Raw genomic sequence first — 23052 nt, 5'->3', positions numbered from 1 at the left:
CAGCGCGAGGACAGACCGGCCTGCTGCGCGGCCGCGGAATTCAAACCGTAAATGGTGCAGCCTCCAATCTTGCCGATCGCAATTGGGCGATATTCGACGATCCGGTACAGAAACAGGCTACGCGCAACTGCGCCGTCATCACTTCGAAATGGTTGATGACATCCTCCGGCGATACGGTTGCGGACCTTAGAACCGAAGCCGCCTGTCCAACCAGATCCGCACCCAGCCGAAGCGCCTTGGCAGCATCGACACCATTGCGGACGCCCCCCGAGCCAATGATGAAAATATCGGGCTGGGCCTGCCGAAGCGACGAGATGGCGCGTGCCGTTGGCTGCCCCCAGTCCGCAAATGCCGATGCGACCGCCGCTTCCGCGGGCGTCCTCGCACGGGCCGCCTCGACCGCCGCCCAGCTCGTCCCGCCGGCGCCGGCAACGTCGATGATCGTGACGCCAAGATTTATCAACCGGGCCGCCACTGTCGGCGAAATGGCAGCACCAACCTCTTTTACGACCAGAGGCACATGCAGCGCCGCGCAGAGTTCGCCGATCCTGCCGGTAAGACCGGCCCAGTTCCGATCGCCTTCGGGCTGAACGGCTTCCTGCAGGGGATTGAGATGAATGATCAACGCGTCGGCATCAATCATCTCAACCGCCCGGCGCGCTTGATCGATCCCGTAACCGGTATTCAGCTGTGCAGCGCCGATATTGGCAAGGATCGGAACGGAAGGTGCCAGACGGCGCAAGGCACGGTTCATGCCCCAGTCCGCATCCGTATCGATCGCCACCCGTTGCGATCCGACGGCGAACGGGATGCCGATTGCCTCGCAAGCAATAGCGATATTGTGATTGATGAGCTCGGCCTTCTCCGCCCCTCCGGTCATCGAGCTGACCAGAAACGGTGCTGAAATCTCTTTTCCCAAAAATCGTGTCGACAAATCAATGTCCGACATGTCGATCTCGGGCAAAGCGACATGCTCGAACCGAATGGCGTCAAAACCCGCTCCGATTGTAGCCGAAACCGGAACCCCGCCTAAAACGATATCCAAATGCTGTTTTTTTCGGTCTATAAGCATTTGGTCCTTTCAACTGGCGCAAAGTGCCACAGATACTCTGGGATTCCCGGCAAGCCGGCGTAGAAGTTGGATATAGGTTAGGCTTGCAAAATGTCTTGCACACGAGCGGAAATTTCTCTTCTGAACGACGAACATAAGAAATCGGATCGCTACACCGCCTTGTCGTCCAGAGAGAATACGAACACAGACTGCCGGCTCGTTATTGAAAAGCTGAAGTCACGGATCGAAGACAGGCTCCATGCCCTGCTTGAACTGGGTGAATACACGCCGCCCAGGCTGGTGGGAGCCATGCGGCATGCCCTGCTTGGCGGTGGAAAAAGGTTTCGGCCACTCCTCCTCGTTCTTTCCGTTCCGCAGGATGACCATCTTGATGCCGCCATCGACATGGGGTGCGCCGTGGAAATGGTTCACACCGCATCCCTTATCCTCGACGACCTGCCCTGCATGGACGACGCGCAGATGCGCCGGGACAAGCAGACCACGCATGTCGTCTATGGACAGGCGACCGCCATCCTCGCAGCGATCTCGCTGCTGACCCGCGGAATGAATGTGCTTTCCAACCTGGAGGGTGTTCCGCCACACGTACGTGCCAGGCTCGTCGCGATCCTCAGCCATGCCGTGGGGCATACCGGGCTGGCTGCTGGTCAGGAAATAGACCTCAGCGACGGCACCGACCTTGGCGTCGGCGTAGAGGAGAAGAACTGGCTGAAAACGGGCAGGCTTTTCGCCGCCATGGCGGAAATGGCTTCCGTACTCGACAACCGGTCAGCGGAACGCGCCGCCGCATTGTCGAAATTCGCTTTTCACGTCGGCTCCGCATTCCAGGCCCTGGACGATCTTCTGGACACGCTCGCAACCGAGAATGCGCTCGGAAAGGATGTGCGGAAGGACGTCGGAAAGAGCAGCATGATGAGTGTGAACGGCGAGACCGTCACGCGTCACATCTACCTAGACCATCTGGAATCCGCCGACCTGACGCTCGGTCGATGCGGCGTGGACGAGGAGCCGATCCGGCTGATGCTGCGCTCAATCGAAGGCCTCGTGCCCAGCGGCCCGCTTACGGTCTGATCGGCATTGCGACCGCTCACCTGTTGCGATCATCCTTTTGCAGATAATCGGCCAGGACGTTCTCGATGATGTCGGCCGCCCGGTTCAAACCGCCAGCCTCTGCAATGGAACGACCGATCTGCGTGGCGCGGTCGGTATAGCTGCGCTGCGACAGCACCGTACGGATCGCAGCCTTCATGCGCGCGGCGGTCAGCAGCGTGGCAGACAGACGCACGCCCACACCATGATGGACGATCCGGGCGGCCACGCCCGGCTGATCGAAGGCAATGGGCAGCGCAATCAGCGGCACGCCGCATTCGAGCGCGTCCATAACCGTATTGACCCCGCCATGGGTGATGCACAGATCGGCGCGTTCCAGGACGGCGCGCTGGGGTGCGAAATCGGTGACCCAGGTGGCGCCCAGCTTTTCCTCCTGCTTTTCGGTGAGCCCGCCGCAATGGGCGACGAGCAACTGCACATCCAATTGACGGCAGGCACGGGCCGCAGCGCGGAAAAGCCGGAAACGATGCCCCTGCAGCGTTCCGAGCGACATGAAGACGAAAGGCCTTGAAGGATCGATCGCAAATGGCAGCTGCGGCTGTGGCTCGTCGCGCCGCAGTGGCCCGACCATATGGAGGCCGCGACTGCTGGCCGTGCGCGGGAAGTCAAAGCTTTCTGTCGTCTGCGCGATGGTCGCGATCTCGGAAAAGCAGGATTGCAGGTCGTCTCCGGCAAGCTTCAGCCCGAAGCGCGCCGACCAGCGCATGATCAACCGACGCTGCTCCGTCAGCAAGAGACGGGCGATCCGCTCGCCGCCCCTGTTGCGCCTGACGCCATTCGGGCTCTTATCATAAGGCCACGGAAGGAAGGGTAGCGGTATGCCTTCATCTCGGTTCAACGCGACGGCGCAGGCAATCGATATGAGCGGCAGACCAAGATACCGCGCGACGAGACCCGCTGCAGGTTCCATCTGGTCGCCCAGCACCGCATCGACGCCAAGCGCCCGCAGCCGTTCCGGTGCGTGCCGGCAGAATGCCTCCGAAAGACCGGCGGTACCATGAACCGTCTTCAGCACGCCAAGCGGACCGTTTGGCCGCGACGCCATCTTGATCAGTCGGTCGATTTGCCGCTTGCTGGTGCCGGCGATCGGATAGACCGGCAATGGCGAGCGGACCTCGGTCTCTGCGCCGCTGTTGACCAGAAGGCTCACCCGATGACCGCGCTGCTGCAACGCTTGGCCCAGCGTTTCGAAGACCGCGATATGGCTTTTGAACGGCAGGCAGATGAGAGCGAAGTGCACGGGCGTTTCCTAAAGAAGCAAGGTCGGCAGGTTCCAGGGTTTTCAGGGCAGCGTCCGCTGTCATGGACGAGGTCTTACGCCACAAGGGACGTGGTGACCCGCAGCAACCCAGCCAGAATGCTGTCGCCGATCATGAAGAATGTTGCAATCTCGATCAGGACGATACCCGAGACCACTACGATCGGCGGCAGGCGGGAAGCGACCGCAAAGCCGAGAATGACGGCCAACGTGTCCCCCACGGAGTTGACGATACTGTCTCCGGAATAATCGAGCCCGCTTCCCTGTGCTCCGAAAAGATGGATGACAAAGGGAAGGTTCTCCGCAATTTCCCAGATGCAACTGCTCGCCACCGCATAGGTCGCGCGACGATAGATAGGCCAGGTGGGCCTGATCGCCTGCAGCCAGATGAACAGAACAGAGCCGAATGCGACGTGCATAAACGAATAGGGATCGATCGGCTGTTGCGAATTCTGGGCCGGATCCGGCATGCCCTGCCAAAGCGTGACATATCCGCAAGTGCAGAACCATGTCCTGTCCAAAAGCAGAAGAACCGCGATTTGCACCGCAATGATGAAAAAGGAAAGCAGCCAGTAATGCCAGACAGGGGGTGCTTGATGTTTCGACGTCACGGTATTGCATGATCCATGCGCGGATGATCCGGCGAAATCAGATATCTAGCGCCTGTCATGACTTCGCCCAGCGTTACGCGGAAATTTATACCGTACCAAGATGCAACTGGATATTGCGCTCTCAAGCAGCGCCTGATCGACGCCAGCCATAGTGGGCATGCGCTGCGGTTGCGCGCCAGACGATACGTCGACGGGCGCCCAGCCCGATCGCCGTGAAGCGTGACGGTCGCGAAACCGGCGGCCGTCTGGCTCGACATCGTGACTACAAGGACGTGCTTTTCGCCTCAGCCGAGACGTCGCCCGCAAGGCGATAGAATGTGCGCAAGGTTCGTTCATCCCGTTTCAGGATGATGATATCGCCCCTGTCGGCAAGCGCATTGAGCTCACGCAGCGTCAGGGCATGCTCGATATCGAGAATACGTGCAAAGCTGCGGCTGTCGCCAGCAATGCCGAGCCGGGCGGCAACCACCATTGCCGCCTGGATCGATGTAAGCGTCGGGTCACGTCCCTGCTCTGCCGCGACGAGCGTCAGAAAACGCTCGGGATCTGCGGCATCCGTTGTCACGCCACCTGCCGCTTGCGGAACGACACCATGATCGATTTCGACGTCGGCGTGTCGCTTTCGTCGCCCGCACTGCCGAGCGGCACCAGAACGTTCAGTTCGGGATAGTATCCGGCAATGCTGCCGCGCGGGATATCATAAGGGACGAAGCGGAAATTTTCGGCCACGCGATCGATACCGTCATTGCTCTCGGTCACGACGTCGATCCGATCACCGGCAGCGGCGTTCATCGCCTCCAGATCGGCGGGATGGATGAAGATGACCTGACGCTCCCCGTAGACGCCGCGATAGCGGTCATCAAGACCGTAAACCGTGGTGTTGTACTGGTCGTGCGAACGGAACGTCTGCAGCGCGAAGTTGCCGCCACCCTTGTTCGCGCGCTGATGAACGGTTTCAGCCGGCAGCGCCACGTCCGAGAAGGTTGCCTTGCCCTTGATGGTGTTCCACTCGCGATGGGCCGCGGCATTGCGCAGATGAAAGCCGCGCGGCTTGCGCAAGCGCTCATTATAATTTTCGAAGCCCGGGATGGTCGCCTCGATATGGTCGCGGATCCGATCATTATCCTGGGCAAGTTCCGACCAGTTGACCACGCCGTTCCCGACGGTGGCTTCCGCAATACCAGCGATGATGGCGACTTCGGACCTTAAGAGCGGAGAAGCCGGGCGGTTGATGCCCGCCGATCCATGCACCATGCTCATGGAATCCTCGACGCTGATCAGCTGCGACACGCCCTGAGCGTTAACATCCATTTCCGTGCGACCAAGGCACGGCAAGACATAGGAAATTTCGCCCGGCATCAGATGCGAGTGGTTCGGCTTGGTGGCAATGTTCACCGTCAGCTTCATGCGGCGCATGGCTTTTTCAACAAGCGCGCTGTCGGGCGTCGCGCGGGCAAAATTGCCGCCGAGACCGATGAACACTTCGGCGGAACCGTCGAGCATGGCGCCGATCGCGGCGAGAACGTTATGGCCTTCGTGACGCGGCATCGCAACGCCGAAATGCTTTTCCAATGCGTCGAGGAAGGCAACCGGCGGCTTCTCGTTGATACCAACCGTGCGGTCGCCCTGAACGTTGGAATGACCACGCACCGGGCAAAGGCCTGCACCCGGCTTGCCGATATTGCCGCGCAGGAACATGAAGTTGGAGATCTCACGAATGGTCGCGACGGAATGCAGGTGTTGCGTCACGCCCATTGCCCAGGTGCAGATGACCCGCTCGGCCTTCATGTAGATATTGGCCGCGGCCTCGATCTGCTGACGCGACAGGCCTGACTGATCTTCGATCTGCGCCCAGTCGGTCGCATCGACTGCGGCGCGATATTCCGCAAGCCCGATGCTGTGCTCGGCCAGAAAGGCATGATCGAGAACAGGCGGAAGGCCGGCCGCGATTGCTGCATCTTCCGCCGCAAACACAGCCTTCGCCATGCCGCGCACGGCAGCCATGTCGCCACCCAGGCGCGGTTGAAGGTAATCGCTGGCGATATCGGTCGCGCCGCCGCTCAGCATTTCAAGCTTGTCTTGCGGATCGGTGAACCGCTCCAGACCGCGCTCGCGCACCGGGTTGAACACCACGATCTTTGCACCGCGGATGGCAGCGCGACGCAGGTCGCCCAGCATGCGCGGATGGTTCGTGCCCGGGTTCTGGCCGATGACGAAGATGGCGTCGGCCTCTTCGAAATCCTCGAGCAGAACCGTGCCCTTGCCGACGCCGATCGACTGGCGAAGGCCAACGCCGCTCGCCTCGTGGCACATGTTGGAGCAGTCGGGGAAATTGTTGGTGCCATAGAGCCGCACGAACAGCTGATAGAGATAGGCGGCTTCGTTGCTGGCGCGGCCGGATGTGTAGAATTCGGCCCTGTCGGGGCTGTCGAGACCCTTCAGAATGCTGCCGATTTCTGCAAACGCCTCGGCCCATTCGACGGCAACATACTTGTCGCTTGCAGCATCGTAACGCATCGGATGCGTCAGGCGCCCATGACGCTCGAGTTCATAATCGGTCAGTTTGCGAAGGTCGGAGACGGTATTGGCTGCGAAGAGCTCGGGCGTGGCGCGCTTCTCGGTCGATTCCCACGCAACGGCCTTGACGCCGTTTTCACAGAACTCGAAGGAAGAACCATGGGCGGGATCACCCCAGGCGCAGCCGGGACAGTCGAATCCGTCCGGCTGGTTGGCCTTCAACATGGTACGCGCGCCCGACAGCGGCGTACCACTTTTCAAGAGCTGCTTGCCGCAGCTTTTCAATGCACCCCATCCGCCAGCGGCAGACGATTTTTTTCCGATAAATCCTGTGTCCATATGCCGCATTTCGGGCAAACCGCGGAAATGTTCAAGCCGATCAATTCCATAGGCTGATAGAAAAAATCTATCACGGCACCGATAGGTCATGATGGCGCGTGCACAGGACATGAAAAACGGGCCCATCTTGCGATCGGCCCGTCAGGAATTTCACGAATTGTCGAGAAATCATGCCGCCTTCAAGGTCGCCATATCGATGACGAAGCGGTAGCGGACATCGCTCTTGACGACACGTTCATAGGCTTCATTGATATCCTTGATGTCGATCAGCTCGATTTCGCTGACAATGTTGTGCTCGCCGCAGAAGTCCAGCATTTCCTGGGTTTCCTTGATCGAGCCGATCATCGAGCCCGAAATGCTCTTGCGGCCCGGGACAAGCGAGAATGCGTGAACCGGAATCGCATGTTCCGGAATACCGACCACAACGAACGAACCGTCGACCTTCAGCAGGCCCAGATAGGCATTCCAGTCGATCTCTGCCGAAACCGTGCAGATGATCAGGTCGAACGTGCCGGCCAGCTTGGAGAAGGTCTCCTTGTCGCTGGTCGCGTAATAGTGATCTGCACCGAGACGCAGGCCATCTTCCTTCTTCGACAGCGACTGGCTGAGGACCGTTACTTCGGCACCCATGGCGTGGGCGATCTTGACGCCCATATGGCCGAGGCCACCCATGCCGACGATCGCAACCTTCTTGCCCGGACCGGCTTTCCAGTGATGCAGCGGCGAATAAAGCGTGATGCCGGCGCATAGAAGCGGTGCGGCCCCATCCAGCGGAAGGTTGTCCGGGATGGACATGACGTAACCTTCCTTGACGACGATATGGTCGGAGTAACCGCCCTGCGTCGGCGTCTTGCCGTCGGCTTCGACACCGTTATAGGTCTGTACGAGGCCCGGCATGTACTGCTCTAGGTCGACATCGCGAGCGGCGCAACCGACACAGCTGTCGACGAAGCAGCCGACGCCGACATGGTCGCCGACCTTGAACTTGGTAACTTTGGAACCGACCGCCGTCACGACGCCTGCAATTTCATGGCCCGGCACGATCGGATAGACAGCGCCGCCCCATTCATTGCGGACCGTATGGATATCCGAGTGGCAGACACCGGCATATTTGATGTCGATCACGACATCGTCGTCGTTGGGTTCGCGGCGTTCGAAGGTGAAGGGAGCGAGGGGTTTGGATGCATCCGTCGCGGCATAGCCTCTGGCAATAGCCATGATGAGAACCTTCCGATTTGATTGAATGAAACTCGGCCGGGCATGGCCGAGCGGTCGAACATAAGATCGCAAACCAGCATCGGCCAGCTCATTCCGCCGAGATCATTGCACGATCCTCCGACCTGGTGCGGGCGGTGGAATCAATAGGGGAGACCGACGTAATTTTCGGCAAGTGACGTGGCAGCAGCGGTAGAATGGGTCAGGTAATCCAGTTCCGCCTCTTGGATTTTCTGGCCGAACTCGCCGCCCTCCGGAAATCGGTGCATCAGCATCGTCATGGACCACGAAAACCGCACGGATTTCCAGACCCGCTTCAAGGCGCGGTCGGAATAGTGCGCGAGAGCCAGCTCCGACCGATCGAGATAATGATCGCGCAACCCCTCGAACAGGTAATGCACGTCGCTGGCGGCGAGGTTCAGGCCCTTCGCGCCCGTCGGCGGCACGATGTGAGCGGCATCGCCGACGAGGAAAAGCGTGCCGAACCGCATCGGCTCTGCCACGAAGGAGCGGAGCGGCGCGATCGACTTCTCGAAGGAGGGCCCGACGATCAGGGCTTCCGCATGGGCGGCGGGCAAACGGCGCCGCAACTCATCGTAAAAGCGATCGTCGCTCCAGTTCTGCACCTTCTCTTCCAGCGAGCACTGAATATAGTAGCGGCTGCGCGTTGCCGAGCGCATCGAGCAGAGGGCGAAACCGCGCGGGTGGTTGGCGTAAACCAGTTCGTGACCAACCGGTGGAACGTCGGCGAGAATGCCGAGCCATCCGAACGGGTAGGTCCGCTCGAATGTCGCGACCGAACGTTCCGGCACAGATTTTCGGCTGATGCCGTGATATCCGTCGCAGCCGGCGATGAAATCGCAATCGATGCGGTGGAGCACGCCCTCCTTGCGATAGGTCACGAACGGCCTTTCGCCGTCGAAGGCGCAGGGCGTGACATCCTCCGCCTCGTAAACGGTCTGGTAGCCGGCCGCCTCGCGCTGGTCCATCAGATCGCGCGTCAGTTCCGTCTGTCCGTAGACCATGACGCGTTTTTTAGTCAGTGCGTGAAGATCAATGCGGTGATCGCGCTCGTTGAAGGCGAGACTGAACCCATCGTGCAAAAGGCCTTCCTCCCGCATGCGCGCGGCCGCGCCTGCCTGTTCGAGAAGGCCCACCGTACCTTCCTCCAGCACGCCGGCCCGTACCCTGCCAAGAATATAGGCCTTGCCGACACGGTCGAGAATAATGTTGTCGATACCGGCATTGCCCAGCAACTGACCAAGTAGCAGACCCGAAGGGCCCGAGCCGATGATGACGACCTGCGTGCGCACGATATCCTCCCAGAATGGTGCGCGGGAAGCTTGAACAAGGACCGGTCCGCATTCAATGGACATTTGCGGCACGATCTTGCACAAATCGAACATTCTCGCGGGGACGCATCCGATGCCGGCCATCATTCCGACCTACGACCTTTACGGCGAAAGCGGCGGCAATGCCCCGGATCTGCGGGTTCATTGCGAAACCATTGCCGCGCGAAGCAGCATCCATCGGTGGGAAATAGGCCTTCACCGTCACGAGCGGTTCGAGCAATTCCTGTACATCGGCAGCGGGTCCGGCGATGTGCTTTTCGATGATCGCTCCGTCGCGCTTGTACCCCCTTGCGTTATTCTGGTTCCGTCCGGCCAGGTCCATGGCTTTCGTTTTTCACGGGATATCGCAGGGCTCGTCATCACCGCCGCGACGGACCGTCCCGCCCCGGCTTGCGACGGCACGGCGATCCGGGTCGTCGATTTCGATCCCGCAAGTCCAGATGCCATATATGTTCACCAGACCTTCGGTCGCATTGCCGAGGAATACAACGCCGCACGCCCGGACCGGGCCCGCCTGATCAATGCCTATCTGGCTGTCATCGCGGGCCTCGTTCAGCGCCAGTGTCCTGACGCCGAAAAGAATATAGGCGCAAGCGAAGCACTGCGGCATGTCGAAGCGCTGAGGGACATGATCGGCCGCCATTTTCGCGAGCAGCTCAGCGCCTCCGACTATGCCGCCCGGCTGGGGCTGTCGCCGACCCATCTCAATCGGGTCGTCCGCAAGGTGACCGGCATGACGGCACATGACCTCATCCGCGCGCGCGCCATGGACGAGGCAAAGCGCGCGCTGGCACTGACCGATGCGAGCATCGGCCACATCGCCGAAGGGCTGGGCTTTTGCGACGCTGCCTATTTCTCCCGTTCGTTTCGCCTGCGAACCGGCCTGTCGCCGCGCGACTATCGGCGCCGACAACGGATTTCGGTGGAGGATAGTGCACAGCCGCGCACGTCCCGTTAACCTTTCGCAGTGCTCTGCCGCGAAAATGCCATGGCGATGGATCGAATTGTCGACGCGTTCGTTAACGCACAGCCAGCGCGTCTCATCGCCGAAATGAAGATGGCGGCAACAGGGATTACGAAGGAGACTGACATGAAGAAGATTATCGCCTTGGCACTTGCCGCCGCACCTATTGTCGCTACCGCCGGCGCCGTCAATGCCGCCGACATGGTTCGCGAGCGCTCCGTGGTGGTTGAGGAAGGTTCGCGTAACGGCGTCAAGATCGGCTATCTCGATTGCAATATCGGGGGCGGTGCCGGCTATATTCTCGGATCGGCCAAGGAAGTCGATTGCGTCTTCAAGTCGACCATCGACGGTGAACCGCTTGACCATTATTCCGGTGCCATCCGCAAGCTCGGTGTTGACATCGGCTTCACGACGCGCAGCCGTCTGATCTGGGCGGTACTCGCCCCGACGGCCGGTTACCACCATGGTTCGCTCGGCGGCATCTATCAGGGCGCCACGGCTGAAGCGACCGTCGGCGCAGGCGTCGGTGCCAATATTCTGGTCGGCGGCACGACCGGTTCCATTCACCTGCAGACGGTCAGCGTAACCGGCCAGCTGGGCCTGAACATCGCGGCAACCGGTACGTCGATGACGCTTGCTTCGGTCAACTAAGACCAGCCCCAAGCCAACACAAATGGAGAAACGCGCCCTGACAAGGCGCGTTTTTCGTTTATCGTGACAGCTTACGGTTCGGTATAGCCGGCAGGTTTGATGCGCAGATCGCGCCCGGCGGGGTCTGTCCGGAACAGCATTGCCCCTCGCGCTTTCGACTGGGCGGGAACATAGTCGAACGTGACCTCCGCGCTTTCCACGGTTTGCGCGGCCTCGCCGATTTCGCCCATCACCGTCACGGCGGCCGCCGTCGTGGGTGAGGCGTTCCCCAGTTCGAACTCCACCCGGAACAGATCGCGTTCCTTTTCGATGCGGGTCACGGTGGCCGACAAAAGCGGCGGCTCCTCCGTCGCGGTAATGGCCTGCCACGCGATCCAGCCGATCATGGATCCCACAAGAATGCAGGAAACCGTCCCGGTCGTCCATTCGATCCAGTGCGGATCATTTGTTTCGGTCTGGCGTCCCTTGGCCTTACTCATTTTACTACCTCACAGGATCAGACGTGCTGCCGCCGCACCGATCGACGCCGGAAAGGCAAGCACGATTGTCGTCATCAGGATCTGTGTCCAGGCCGTATCGTCCAGCCGTCCGAAGACCCACAAAACATAGAGGCTGATCGCGACGGCGATGACATAGCCGGGCACCGTAAAACGGACGAAAGCGTGCCAGCGTGGCGTGTCCTCAGACAGTTCGTGACCGCCGCGAAAGGCGAGCGCATAGACGAAGCCATGCATGAGAGTGATCGATGCGAAGATCGCGACCAGCGTGTGCCAGTGGGTCATCTTGTAGGAAATGAGAGCAACTTCCTCCGTCGGAGCGACATTGAGGCTGAGGAACAGCGCGCCGATTGCCATCATGAACAGTTCGCGGGGGTAGCTGCTGCCAATCCGATCCGCTTCGTCTTCTTCGTCCGGGTCCTCATCAGCCTCATCGCCTGCCTCCTCGTCATCCTCCTTTTGGCCGCCGAGCTGGCTGCGGCCGAGCAAGGCGCCGATCGAGGCCGGGATAGACTGGATCGCCACCTTTCCGACCCACTCGTCCGGCGGCATCCCGGTCTTGAGAACGCCAAGCATCACCAGCAAGACCAGGCTGACGACAATGCCGATCGCAAAGGCGACGGTCGCGTCCCGAATGGCCTCGTGCCAGGTGAACGTGCGCTCGAACCCCATGCGCTGGGCAAGGATGAACAGCAAAGGCACCGTCAGCGTGACGGACAGCAACAGGCGGAGAGGCTCGATCGTGAAGCCGAGAGACCAAAGCTCCATCGTCATCAGCATCGGCAGGCCGAAGATCAGCGCGCCTCCGGCACCACGCAAAAGCCCCGCCAGAAAACGGTTGCGCTCCAGGCGCAGATCTTCGGCTGATGCTGTGGCATTGTTCATCATGAGAGATGCTCCGCAAAGTCCCGGAAACGACATAGCGCCCGCCGGCGCCTGAGCAAGCATGATTGCCGTACGGAAAACAGGATGAGCTGCTGAGAGCAAGGCCCTTCGTGCAAGGCGGACCGGACGGTGCAGAGATGCGCCTCGTTGCCGCGGCGGTTTTTCAACCGTCGTCGCCGGACGATGATGCTGACGAAAATGTCGTCATCGCCTTGACAAGCGGGCGCCGCTTTCCCTCTGTAACGCACCGCAATGACGAAGAGTGAGCGTGACCGGCCTTGAATACACCCGACCAGAAAACCGCTACGGCGCCTGCCCGCAAGGGCCGCAATCTCGTGGAAACGGTCGCCCATCGTATCCGCGAAGCGATTACCGGCGGCAGCCTTAAGCCAGGCGACAAGCTGCCAACCGAAAGCGGCCTGACACAGCAGCATCAGGTCAGCCGCACGGTCATCCGCGAAGCGATAGCATCGCTCCGCGCAGATGGTCTTGTGGAGGTTCGCCACGGTGTCGGCGTGTTTGTTCTGCCGCCACCGGAAAGCCTGCTGCAGACAGGACTTCGCAACGTCGATGCCGGCCGGGTCTCTTCGATCATCGAAATGCTTGAGGTCCGCGCCGCCATCGAGATCGAGGCGGCGGGGCTTGCCGCGCTGCGCTCGTCGCCGGCGCAGCAGGAAATTATCTTCGAATGCCTGGAAGCGATCGGCCGACAGATCGCAGCCGGAAACCCCACGGTCGAGAGCGATCGGGCTTTCCATTTCGCCATTGCCGACGCGACCAACAATGCGCGGTTTCGCGAGCTTCTCGAAGCGATCGGCAAACAGATGATCCCGCGCTCCCAACTGGCCGATGGCGAGCTTGCGCCCTCGCCTGCTGATTACATGAACCAGATCCAGAAGGAGCATGGCGCCATCGCTCGGGCGATTGCGGGATCAGATGACACGGCCGCGCGCGATGCCATGCGGACCCATCTGAAAGGAAGCCAGCAGCGATACCGCTCTCTGATCCGAAGGAGCTGATCGCATCTTATATTATCTCGTTTGACAGTCATAATATCTCTTGCTAGTTTGCGGGCAATCGCAGGCGTATGAGGTCGACATGTCGATGGATCCCCTAGAACTGAAAAAGGCGCTGGGCGCTGGTCTTCTTTCCTTCCCGGTCACGCCGTTCGGCAAGGACGGTCTGTTCAACCGCGCCGTCTACGAAAAGCATGTCGGATGGTTGGCCGGTTTCGACGCGACCGTCCTTTTCGCAGCCGGCGGGACCGGAGAATTCTTCAATCTCGAGCCTTCGGAAATCCCCGAGATCATCGCGGCGGCCAAGGCTTCGGCCGGCTCCACTCCAATCGTTGCGGGCTGCGGTTACGGCACGCGCATGGCCGTATCAATCGCAAAGTCTGCTGAAAAGGCCGGCGCCGACGGCATTCTGCTTCTGCCGCACTACCTGATGGATGCCAGCCAGGAAGGGCTTTTCCAGCATATCAGGACCGTCTGCCAGTCGGTCGGCATCGGCGTCATGGTCTATAACCGCGACAATTCCATCCTGACGGCGGAAACGCTTGCCCGCCTGTGCGATGAATGCCCCAATCTTGTCGGCTTCAAGGACGGCTCAGGCGATATCGGGCTGGTGCGCAAGATCACCGCCACGATGGGCGACCGCTTGACCTATCTCGGCGGCATGCCCACGGCCGAACTTTTCGCCGACGCCTATCTCGGCGCCGGGGTCACCACCTATTCCTCGGCCGTTTTCAACTTCGTGCCAGGCCTTGCGCAGGACTTCTACAAGGCACTGCGTGCCGGTGACACCGCCGCCACCAACAAGATCCTGGTCGACTTTTTCTACCCGTTCATGGACATCCGCAACCGCCAGAAGGGCTACGCCGTTTCCGCCATCAAGGCCGGGGTGCGTATAATGGGTTTCGATGCCGGTCCGGTCCGCTCACCGTTGACCGATCTGACGGCAGAAGAAATGAAGATGATGGAAGCGCTGTGCGAGCCCTATCGCAATGCCGCTCCCCGGCTACAGCCCGCCGAATAACGGCGAGCATTCGAAGCAGCGGTAAAGGTCGGCGGTAATCGCCGGCCTTTGAGAAGCATCAGCCTTCCTCGACAATGCCGCCATATTGCTCGTGCGAAACCTTCTCCATCCATTCGACGGCATTGCCGTCCAGTGCTTCCTGGATAGCGATATGGCTCATGGCCGTATCGGCGCCGGCTCCGTGCCAGTGCTTTTCCCCGGCCGGAAACCAGACGACGTCACCGGCGCGGATCCGCCGGATGGGTCCGTTCCATGTCTGCGCAAGGCCGGCGCCAGAGGTTACGATCAGGGTCTGGCCCATAGGATGCGTATGCCAGGCGGTACGCGCGCCGGGCTCGAACGTGACGCTGGCCACCAGCACCGTGCCCGGCTCCTCGGCCTGGGCAAGCGGGTCCTGACGGACATGACCGGTGAAATAGTCGGCTGACGGGGTGAGCGAAGGACGCGCTTCACTGCGGGTGATCTTCATGGGCAGGCTCCTTTTTTAAGGAAACGGCTGGGCAGTGATTGGGTTGCGCGCGTTCCGCAGGATGCGTAGGCTCGGGTATCAGGCGCCGATGCGCAGTTCGAGGCAAGTCAGATCCAGCCAGCGCCCGAATTTTCGGCCCACCTCGCGAAACGTGCCAACGGTACGGAACCCGAGCTTTTCATGCAGGCCGAGGGAGGCAATGTTCTGCGCCTCGATACAGCCGACCATCACATGGATGCCGCCGGTTTCAGCGCGCCGGATGAGTTCTTCCATCAGCAATCGGCCGACCCCACGCCCCCTGGCTTCGCCGTCGACATAGACCGAATGTTCGACCGTGTGGCGAAAGCCCTCGAATGCCCGCCAGTCGCCATAGGAGGCATAGCCTAACACGGTGTTTTCAATCTGTGCGACAATGACCGGAAAACCACGCTTCAGACGAGCTCCAAACCAGTCCCTTCGATTGTCGAGATCGACCGTATTATCGTTCCAGATCGCCGTCGTGTTGACGACGGCGTCGTTGTAGATCGTCATGATGGCCGGCAGATCGGCCTCTGTCGCGTCGCGAAGGATTGGGCTGGGAGACATGCGATTTCCTTATGAGACAGCGCGGCCATCTAAGGGTCGGGGGCGGGAACTGTCCAGCCCCGCAGTCAGTGTTTACGCAGCCATATTCGACAGACTGAAACAGGTCATCACCGCGCAATAGTGCACGGCTGCCGCGGCAATCACGAAGCCGTGCCAGATGGCGCGCTGAAACCGCAGCCGTTCCCAGACGTGAAAGATAACGCCGACGGAATAGATCATCCCGCCGATGACGATCAGCCACACAGTGATGGCAGGCAGATAATCCGATATCGGCCCCGCTACCATCACGCCGCTCCAGCCCATGGCAAGATAGAGAAGGATCGCCAACCGGTCGTAGCGACCGGGAAACAGGCATTTCAAGGCAATACCACCGATCGCGACGACCCAGATGGCGGCCAACATGAAGGCGATCAACGGCTCGTGCGTGCCCCGCTGCAGAAACGGCGTATAGGTGGCCGCGATCAGCACGAAGATCGCCGAATGGTCCAGGCGTCGGAGGATCCATTTGGTCGGCGATGTCGGCCAGATATTATAGGTGAAGGAGACGGCGAGACAGAGAACGAGGCCGAGACCGTAGACCCACGCGGCGGCAAGTTCGCCATGGCTGGACCATAGCGTCGCGTAAAAGATCAGGGCAGTGACGCCGATCAGCGCGAAAACAAGACCGACCCCATGGACCACGCCATCAGCAACCATTTCCGCGAAATCATGCACCCGACCGAAATCGAACAAATCGCCGATCGGCTTGCGCCCACTGTCGGTCGTCCCTGCATCGGCGTCGTTGCTTATTCGATTCATGATCGCTCCATCTTCCCGATTGCGAGAATGACGCGAGTAGCGACGGCCCGCAATGGTGTTTCGGCGACCTGGGTGTCACATTGCGTTGCAATATGAAAAGCATGGTTCGAGCGACCGACCGGTGCCTCGAGCACGTTCATCCTACAGCCCGCTGGCACCAGCACCGGGGACGGCCAGCAATTGTCAACAGGAAGCGAACGTTTCATCGCCGATACCGCGCCTATCGGGAACCACGGAAACCGGCCATAAGCCATGCCAACGAAGCGATCGACCCGCGCAAGGAGTGATGATGCCCGACGCAACCCTGCCCTTTGCTTTGACAAGACCCGCCCATGTTAGCCAAGCTCATCTGGTGGTCAGCGACCTTGATATGGTCTCGGCCTTCTACCGCAGCATGATCGGTCTCGGCACGCTGGACAAATCGGAGAGCGGCGAGGTGCTGGGCATCGATGGCGTGCCGCTTCTGTCCCTGACGACGCGCGGTGACGCGGTGCGGGCACCACGAACGGCTGCCGGCCTGTTTCATACCGCATTCCTGGTGCCGGACCGCACGGCGCTGGCCGCCTGGCTTGCGCATTATTCGCAGGCGGGGCTGCGTCTCGAAGGCGCTTCGGACCATCTGGTCAGCGAGGCGCTTTACCTCTCCGACCCCGAGGGCAACGGCATCGAGATCTACCGGGACCGCCAGCCGGAGGAATGGACGACCTTTACCGATGGAACGGTCGAGATGGCGACGCACAGGCTCGACCTGCAGGCCCTCTATGACAGCGCCGCAAGAAAGCCCTGGACCGGAATGCAAAGCGGCACGGCGGTTGGGCATATCCACCTGCAGGTCGGCGACCTTCCCGCAGCAGAAGCATTTTATCGCGACGTGCTGGGCCTCAAGGTGATGGCGCGCTATTCCGGCGCAAGCTTCTTCGGTGCCGGCGGCTATCACCATCATGTCGCCGCCAATATTTGGAACAGCCGTGGCGCGCCGCTTCGCTCCGAGGCCATGACGGGCTTGGCGGATTATACGCTGCATTTCAACGACAAGGCGGCGCTGGACCAGGCAGTTGACGCCCTCGACCGGCTCGAAATCGTCACCAGCCGCACCGAGGCCGGCCTGCGCTTTCGCGACCCCTCGGGCATCGGCCTCACATTGACCATGTGATCGTTCCGACAGGTTCTCGGCATTGCGGAACCGGTTGTCCATTGCCGCGTTGATGGGCGTCAAGGGGAACGGTAGAACATGGTCGCGCTCAACATCAAGAACAACAAGTACAAGAAGCACGGCGTCGAACCCTCGGGGCTGGCGGCCGATCCTGCAACGCCTCCCGGAGACCCGACATCATTCGCGCCTCTCGGCCGCGAGGCACTGGAGGTTGCGAGCTCCTGGGCGGTGATCGGGATTTTCATGATCATCGGCTTTGCCGTGGTCAATCACATGGCGCTGATCCTTATTCCGGTGACGCTGGCCGTCGTCGTCGGCATGATCCTTGGCCTTGCGGCCGAAAAGCTGGGGCGCGCTGGCGTCCCGCGTTTCGGCATTGCCATCATCCTGTCGTCGCTGGTCGCGGCCGTCCTGTTCCTGCTCGTCAACGCCCTTGCCGAACCGGTGGTGACATTGGTCGAGGAAGGGCCGAATTTCGTCGAGCGCACGATCGACCGGCTTATGCCCTTTCTCCAGCGCCAGCATTGGCTGAACGTCAGCCCCGCCACGTTCGATACCGGAGCGATGTCGATGCAGTCGCTGATCGACAATAGCGGCAACATTCTGGGCGTGGTCACCTCCAGCCTCACGCCGGCGATTGTTCAGAGCCTGATCTTCTTTGCGGCGCTGCTGCTGTTTCTGCTCGGTCGCCTGCGGCTGAGACGCACGATCATCCTCGCCTTTCCCCACCGCCATCAGCGATTGGTGGCGATCAGGATCATCAATTCGATCGAGGAAGTGCTGGGTTACTATTTCGCGACGGCGACGATGATCTATGCGGGGCTCGGCGTCTCGATGACCGTGATCGCCTATCTCGGCGGATTGGCAGCGCCGATCCTGTGGGGCGTCTTCGCCTTCGTGTCGAGTTTCGTGCCCTTCCTCGGCATCACGCTGATGACCCTATCGGTGGCCGTTGCCGGCATTATCACGCATGACAGCCTGCTTCTGGCACTGGCACCAGCGGCCGTGTTCTTTTCCGTTCACCTGGTTGTCGAAAACCTGGTCTTTCCCGCTGTGATGGGCCGACAGTGGGAGATCAACCCGTTTATCGTGTTTATCGCGATCCTGTTCTGGACCTGGCTGTGGGGGGCCGTCGGCGCCATGCTGGCACTGCCGCTGTCGCTCATCCTGATGACCGTGCTGTCGGAACTGTTTCCCGAACGCAAGACGGTGCCGCGGCTGCCCGACTGAGGGCAACACGCTACCTGATCAATCGTAAAGGTAGAGGCGATCCCAGTCGCTGCGCGGGATCTTGTCGCCGATCTTGTAGTCGAAGGACAGGACGCTGAGGCCGTGATCGCCCGTACGGCATCGATATTTCAGCTTGTACCAATCGCCCGCACTGCGGAACACGGCGCCCGGCGCACGCAGGTCATCGCCATTTTCCTCGATATCGGCGCGGCTATAGGCGATCACCTTGTCCGGCTCGAACCCCTCGCCGGCCTTGGCGATACGGGCCATGGCTTCGATGTCGCAGCGCTGCTCGCGCCGCTCCTGCGGATCAAGCGCATTCAGTTGGCGCACGATACGGCCGTCGATGGCGTGAGCGGGCGAAACGAGGGCGCTCACGGTGGCAAGCATTGCGACCACGAAAGTGATGACTGTTTTCAACGATAACCTCATGACTTTGACCGGTATGGCGCCGACACTAGAAGACGATTTCGGCGCTTGCCAGCGACCAGAAGGGGAAATCGACCCCGCCCGACGGCACGCACAAGCGGCTTCATTCCGCGATCGCTGCCAGAAAAGCGTCGCCATAACGCTTGAACTTCGTTTCCCCGACGCCTGCGATGTTCAGCATGTCGCGGGCATCCGACGGGCACTCTCGGGCAAAGGCCACAAGCGTCGTATCCGGGAAGACCATGTAGGGAGCGATCCCCGCATCCTTGGCAATTTCCAGACGCAATTTGCGCAGTCGCTCGAACAGTACGGCTTCGACGTCCGAAAGACCGGCCCTGCTGTTCGTCGAACCGTTCGATGATCGGGCAGCCTTGCGGTCGGCGCGGGTCTTGTCCTTGCGGAAGATCACCTGGCGACGTTTCTTGAAAACATCGGCGGCACTTTCACGCAGCACCACCGCGCCAAAGTTGGCATGGTCGATGCCGATATGATCGAAGGCGAGCAACTGCCGGAACACCGACTGCCAGGTCTGGACCGAGTGCTCGCGCCCGGCGCCGAAGACCGGAAATTCCGTATGACCGAATTTTTCCGTCTTCTCCGTGACCTTACCAGTCAGTACGTCAATGAGATGGCCGGTTCCGAACCGTTCGCCCGTTCGATAGACCGCCGCCAGCGCCTTGATGGCCGCGTCCGTGCCATCCCATTGTTCGACCGGTTGGCGGCAGGTATCGCAGTGCCCGCAAGGCTGGCCGTACCGCTCGCCGAAATGCGACAGAATGGCCGTACGCCGACAGCCGGCCGTCTCGCATATGGCAAGGAGCGCGTTCAGCTTGGCCCGCTCGATGCGCTTGGTTTCCTCGGAGGAGTCCGCATTTTCCTCGATCATCCTGTGGCGCTGGACGATATCCTGCATGCTGTAGGTCATGAAGGTGGAGGATGGCAGGCCGTCACGGCCGGCGCGCCCCGTTTCCTGGTAATAACCTTCGACCGAGGCGGGCAGATCGAGATGAGCGACATAGCGGACATTCGGCTTGTTGATGCCCATGCCGAAAGCCACGGTGGCGACGAGACACAGCCCTTCCTCCATGCGGAACGCTTCCTGCACCTCGGCTTTCAAGGCCGGGTCCATGCGGGCGTGATAGTAGCGCGCCCGCACGCCCTGATCGTTCAGCCAGTTGCAGGTTTCTTCCACCTTGTTTCGCGATAGGCAGTACACGATCCCGCTCTCGCCTGCGAACTTGCCGATGAAATCCAGAAGCTGCGCGCGTCCGTTCGAGCGTTCGACAATTTCGTAATAGATATTCGGGCGATCGAAACTGTCGACAAAGACCTCGGCGTCACCCAGATCGAGGAGACGAATGATGTCTTCGCGCGTATGCGGATCGGCCGTTGCCGTCAGCGCGATGCGCGGCACGCCGGGAAAGAGTGTCTTCAGATTCCCGAGCGCCAGATAGTCCTTGCGGAAATTATTGCCCCATGTGCTCACGCAATGGCATTCGTCCACGCAGATCAGTGCCACCCGCGCCCGCCCAAGCATGGCCTGGAACGACGGCAGCACGATGCGTTCGGGCGTAACATAAAGCAGCTTGAGCTCGCCCGCATGCAACTGGCGTCGTACCTCGCCGTTCTGCTCGTCGGTCTGGGCCGAGGACAGGCAGGCCGCGGCGACACCGAGCGCCTTCAGATCTTCCACCTGATCATGCATCAGCGCTACGAGCGGCGAGACCACGATTGTCAGCCCCTGAAGGCAAAGCGCTGGGATCTGGAAGCACAGCGATTTGCCCTTGCCCGTGGGAAACAGGACAAGCGCATCGCGCCCTTGAAGGACGGCGCGGATCACGTCCTCTTGCTGGCCGCGAAAGGACTTGTAGCCCCAGACGGCTTCAAGCGCTTGGGCAGGATCGGAAAAAGGGCGTTGCATGGAACTCTCGTTCATGAATGTCGACGGGGGTGCCCATCCATCGGAAAGCGGCCTTATAACGAGCCTGACTCGTCGCCGCATATGGAATGTCCCTGATCTAACCCGACCGGCGCCGCGTTGCAAATCGCGGGCCTGAGAAAATCACGAAAAAACCCAGGGTTGCGCACCGTCCGCCAGTCGATATTAAATGCAGGCATTGATCCGCGGGGAGGAATGGGGATTGGTCGACACGCGAACCGATGTTGTGGTTGTCGGAGCAGGCCTCGCCGGGCTTGTCGCCGTTTGTGAACTGGTCCGGCGCGGTCGCAAGGTCATCCTGCTCGATCAGGAGCCGGAAAGCAGTCTGGGCGGACAGGCCTTCTGGTCACTGGGCGGGCTTTTCATGGTGGACACGCCCGAGCAGCGACGTCTGGGCATCCGCGACAGCCTCGATCTTGCCCGGCAGGATTGGCACGGGTCCGCAGGCTTCGACCGGCCGCAGGACCACTGGCCGCGACAATGGGCCGAAGCCTATCTGCAGTTTGCGGCTGGCGACATGCGGACCTGGCTGCATGGGCTCGGTCTGCGCTGGTTTCCGGTCGTCGGCTGGGCCGAGCGCGGTGGGGCGCTCGCGAGTGATCATGGCAATTCGGTGCCGCGTTTCCATCTGACCTGGGGTACAGGGCCGGGCGTATTGAAGCCTTTCGTCGAACGGGTGATTGCCGCGCAGGCCGACGGTCTGGTCGATATCAGATACAGGCACCGGGCGGATGGCCTTGCGCGCGAAGGCGGCCATATTCGCGGCGTGACTGGCGAAATTCTGGCGCCCAGCGATGTCGCGCGCGGCAAACCGTCATCTCGGGATGTCGTAGGGCGTTTCGAAATTCACGCCGAGTCCGTCATCATCGCCAGCGGCGGGATTGGCGGCAATGAGGACATGATCCGCCGCAACTGGCCCGTGGACCGGCTGGGCCCGCCGCCGAAAAAGATGGTGTGCGGGGTGCCCCGACACGTCGACGGGTTGATGATCGAACATGCTGGGGTAGCCGGCGCGCGGATCATCAATGCCGATCGTATGTGGCATTACACCGAGGGTATTGAGAACTGGGATCCAATCTGGCCGAACCACGGCATCCGCATTCTGCCGGGCCCCTCTTCCATGTGGTTCGATGCCGCCGGCAATCGCCTGCCGCTGCCCGCCCTGCCGGGCTACGATTCGCTTGGCACACTGAAGGAGCTGTGCAGGCGTGGGTTTTCCCATTCGTGGTTCGTCACCACCCAGCAGATGGTCCGGAAGGAATTTGCGCTGTCGGGATCTGAACAGAACCCCGACCTGACGGGCAGGAACATTCCGCTCCTGCTGAAAAGCCGGCTCGGTCGCGCAGCCACTCCGCCTCTCGAAGCATTCAAGGCGCGGGGATCCGATTTCGTGGTTGCCGACACGCTGGCGGCGCTCGTCGACGGCATGAACAGGATTGGAGAAAGCGCGATCGCGCTTGACCACCTGCAGGCGCAGATTGAGGCGCGGGATCGGGAATTGCGCAACCCGTTCGCCAAGGACCTGCAGATCGTCGCCTTGCGGCAAGCGCGACGCTATATCGGCGACCGGATGATGCGCACCGCCAAACCACACGCCATTCTCGACCCCAAGGCCGGCCCGCTGATTGCCGTGCGCCTGCATATTCTGACGCGCAAGACGCTGGGCGGACTGGAAACCGACATGGATGGCCGGGTGTTCGGACAGGAAGGCGATGCGGTCTCCGGCCTCTACGCCTGCGGTGAGGCAGCTGGGTTTGGTGGCGGCGGCTACCATGGCTATCGGGCTCTGGAAGGAACGTTTCTCGGCGGCTGCCTCTTTTCCGGAAGAGCCGCCGGCCGTTCCGCCTGAATGCGAAAGTCGCAGCGACCCGATCCGAACCGACCCGTTTGAAGCCGGGGCTGGATGGACGGCCCGACAAACAGGCGCAGATCATCCGACAGGAT

22 protein-coding genes are annotated in these 23052 nt (G+C 61.0%); 8 read left to right on the top strand and 14 right to left on the bottom strand.

From position 1 onward, the window contains the following. Positions 1-40: 40 nt before the first annotated feature. Complete coding sequence (gene fni / locus ACQKKX_RS06725; RefSeq protein ID WP_427569720.1) at positions 41-1072, bottom strand: type 2 isopentenyl-diphosphate Delta-isomerase; 1032 nt, start codon at positions 1070-1072, stop codon at positions 41-43. 90 nt (positions 1073-1162) lie between these two features. Between fni and ACQKKX_RS06720 the strand changes: the two genes are divergently transcribed. Then, positions 1163-2140, top strand: coding sequence for a polyprenyl synthetase family protein (locus tag ACQKKX_RS06720; protein WP_427569719.1), 978 nt, complete (start codon positions 1163-1165; stop codon positions 2138-2140). Positions 2141-2156: 16 nt separating this feature from the next. Here the strand turns inward: ACQKKX_RS06720 and ACQKKX_RS06715 are convergent, their stop codons facing one another. From ACQKKX_RS06715 to pobA, 6 genes are all read right to left on the bottom strand, one after another. Further along, positions 2157-3419, bottom strand: coding sequence for a glycosyltransferase (locus tag ACQKKX_RS06715; protein WP_427569718.1), 1263 nt, complete (start codon positions 3417-3419; stop codon positions 2157-2159). 74 nt (positions 3420-3493) lie between these two features. After that, entirely contained in the window at positions 3494-4048 is a 555-nt protein-coding gene (locus ACQKKX_RS06710) for a DUF2585 family protein (protein WP_427569717.1), read from the bottom strand. Between the two features lie 262 nt (positions 4049-4310). Further along, positions 4311-4613, bottom strand: a complete 303-nt coding sequence (locus ACQKKX_RS06705; protein ID WP_427569716.1) for a hypothetical protein — start codon at positions 4611-4613, stop codon at positions 4311-4313. Then, the gene (locus ACQKKX_RS06700) at positions 4610-6904 is read right to left on the bottom strand and encodes an FdhF/YdeP family oxidoreductase (protein WP_427569715.1); all 2295 of its coding nucleotides are present in this window, start codon (positions 6902-6904) and stop codon (positions 4610-4612) included. The genes ACQKKX_RS06705 and ACQKKX_RS06700 overlap by 4 nt, the downstream gene beginning before the upstream one ends. Before the next feature lie 168 nt (positions 6905-7072). Beyond that, entirely contained in the window at positions 7073-8122 is a 1050-nt protein-coding gene (locus tag ACQKKX_RS06695; RefSeq protein WP_427569714.1) for an NAD(P)-dependent alcohol dehydrogenase, read from the bottom strand. A 140-nt stretch (positions 8123-8262) separates the two neighbouring features. Continuing rightward, positions 8263-9432 (bottom strand): 4-hydroxybenzoate 3-monooxygenase, encoded by a 1170-nt coding sequence (gene pobA, locus ACQKKX_RS06690; protein WP_427569713.1) that lies wholly within the window; start codon positions 9430-9432, stop codon positions 8263-8265. Between the two features lie 112 nt (positions 9433-9544). Between pobA and ACQKKX_RS06685 the strand changes: the two genes are divergently transcribed. Both ACQKKX_RS06685 and ACQKKX_RS06680 read left to right on the top strand, forming a co-directional pair. Beyond that, on the top strand, positions 9545-10429 hold the full coding sequence (locus ACQKKX_RS06685; protein WP_427569712.1) for a helix-turn-helix domain-containing protein: 885 nt from the start codon (positions 9545-9547) through the stop codon (positions 10427-10429). A 132-nt stretch (positions 10430-10561) separates the two neighbouring features. Beyond that, the gene (locus tag ACQKKX_RS06680; protein ID WP_427569711.1) at positions 10562-11086 is read left to right on the top strand and encodes a DUF992 domain-containing protein; all 525 of its coding nucleotides are present in this window, start codon (positions 10562-10564) and stop codon (positions 11084-11086) included. Positions 11087-11157: 71 nt separating this feature from the next. Here the strand turns inward: ACQKKX_RS06680 and ACQKKX_RS06675 are convergent, their stop codons facing one another. Together ACQKKX_RS06675 and ACQKKX_RS06670 are read right to left on the bottom strand one after the other, a co-directional pair. Beyond that, the gene (locus ACQKKX_RS06675; RefSeq protein WP_427569710.1) at positions 11158-11565 is read right to left on the bottom strand and encodes a TIGR02588 family protein; all 408 of its coding nucleotides are present in this window, start codon (positions 11563-11565) and stop codon (positions 11158-11160) included. Between the two features lie 9 nt (positions 11566-11574). Then, entirely contained in the window at positions 11575-12468 is an 894-nt protein-coding gene (locus tag ACQKKX_RS06670) for a TIGR02587 family membrane protein (protein ID WP_427570111.1), read from the bottom strand. A 278-nt stretch (positions 12469-12746) separates the two neighbouring features. Here ACQKKX_RS06670 and ACQKKX_RS06665 point away from each other — a divergent pair, with 278 nt between their 5' ends. Together ACQKKX_RS06665 and kdgD are read left to right on the top strand one after the other, a co-directional pair. Continuing rightward, entirely contained in the window at positions 12747-13487 is a 741-nt protein-coding gene (locus ACQKKX_RS06665) for a FadR/GntR family transcriptional regulator (protein ID WP_427569709.1), read from the top strand. 85 nt (positions 13488-13572) lie between these two features. Beyond that, positions 13573-14505 (top strand): 5-dehydro-4-deoxyglucarate dehydratase, encoded by a 933-nt coding sequence (gene kdgD / locus ACQKKX_RS06660; RefSeq protein ID WP_427570110.1) that lies wholly within the window; start codon positions 13573-13575, stop codon positions 14503-14505. Positions 14506-14563: 58 nt separating this feature from the next. Here kdgD and ACQKKX_RS06655 read toward each other — a convergent pair whose 3' ends face one another. The 3 genes from ACQKKX_RS06655 to trhA all read right to left on the bottom strand — a co-directional run bounded on the left by ACQKKX_RS06655 (position 14564) and on the right by trhA (position 16255). Next, positions 14564-14974, bottom strand: a complete 411-nt coding sequence (locus ACQKKX_RS06655; RefSeq protein WP_427569708.1) for a (R)-mandelonitrile lyase — start codon at positions 14972-14974, stop codon at positions 14564-14566. A gap of 78 nt (positions 14975-15052) precedes the next feature. Then, positions 15053-15559: an N-acetyltransferase family protein gene (locus ACQKKX_RS06650; RefSeq protein ID WP_427569707.1), complete on the bottom strand. Its 507-nt coding sequence runs from the start codon at positions 15557-15559 to the stop codon at positions 15053-15055. 72 nt (positions 15560-15631) lie between these two features. Further along, on the bottom strand, positions 15632-16255 hold the full coding sequence (gene trhA / locus ACQKKX_RS06645; protein WP_427570109.1) for a PAQR family membrane homeostasis protein TrhA: 624 nt from the start codon (positions 16253-16255) through the stop codon (positions 15632-15634). Between the two features lie 391 nt (positions 16256-16646). Here trhA and ACQKKX_RS06640 point away from each other — a divergent pair, with 391 nt between their 5' ends. Together ACQKKX_RS06640 and ACQKKX_RS06635 are read left to right on the top strand one after the other, a co-directional pair. Further along, a complete protein-coding gene (locus ACQKKX_RS06640; RefSeq protein WP_427569705.1) occupies positions 16647-17510 on the top strand; it encodes a VOC family protein in 864 nt (287 codons plus the stop codon). A gap of 78 nt (positions 17511-17588) precedes the next feature. Beyond that, positions 17589-18740 carry an AI-2E family transporter gene (locus ACQKKX_RS06635; RefSeq protein ID WP_427569704.1) on the top strand — a complete coding sequence of 384 codons (1152 nt, stop codon included), beginning with the start codon at positions 17589-17591 and terminating at the stop codon, positions 18738-18740. 18 nt (positions 18741-18758) lie between these two features. Here ACQKKX_RS06635 and ACQKKX_RS06630 read toward each other — a convergent pair whose 3' ends face one another. Both ACQKKX_RS06630 and recQ read right to left on the bottom strand, forming a co-directional pair. Next, positions 18759-19130: a DUF930 domain-containing protein gene (locus tag ACQKKX_RS06630; protein ID WP_427570108.1), complete on the bottom strand. Its 372-nt coding sequence runs from the start codon at positions 19128-19130 to the stop codon at positions 18759-18761. Positions 19131-19272: 142 nt separating this feature from the next. Continuing rightward, on the bottom strand, positions 19273-21090 hold the full coding sequence (gene recQ / locus ACQKKX_RS06625) for a DNA helicase RecQ (protein ID WP_427569703.1): 1818 nt from the start codon (positions 21088-21090) through the stop codon (positions 19273-19275). Positions 21091-21310: 220 nt separating this feature from the next. Between recQ and ACQKKX_RS06620 the strand changes: the two genes are divergently transcribed. Next, positions 21311-22957 carry an FAD-binding dehydrogenase gene (locus ACQKKX_RS06620; RefSeq protein ID WP_427569702.1) on the top strand — a complete coding sequence of 549 codons (1647 nt, stop codon included), beginning with the start codon at positions 21311-21313 and terminating at the stop codon, positions 22955-22957. The last annotated feature ends 95 nt before the right edge of the window (positions 22958-23052 follow it).

This window comes from Neorhizobium sp. NPDC001467 (genome assembly GCF_050275975.1).
Classification (GTDB): Bacteria; Pseudomonadota; Alphaproteobacteria; order Rhizobiales; family Rhizobiaceae; genus Neorhizobium.
This window is presented reverse-complemented; position numbering and strand designations above follow the sequence as displayed.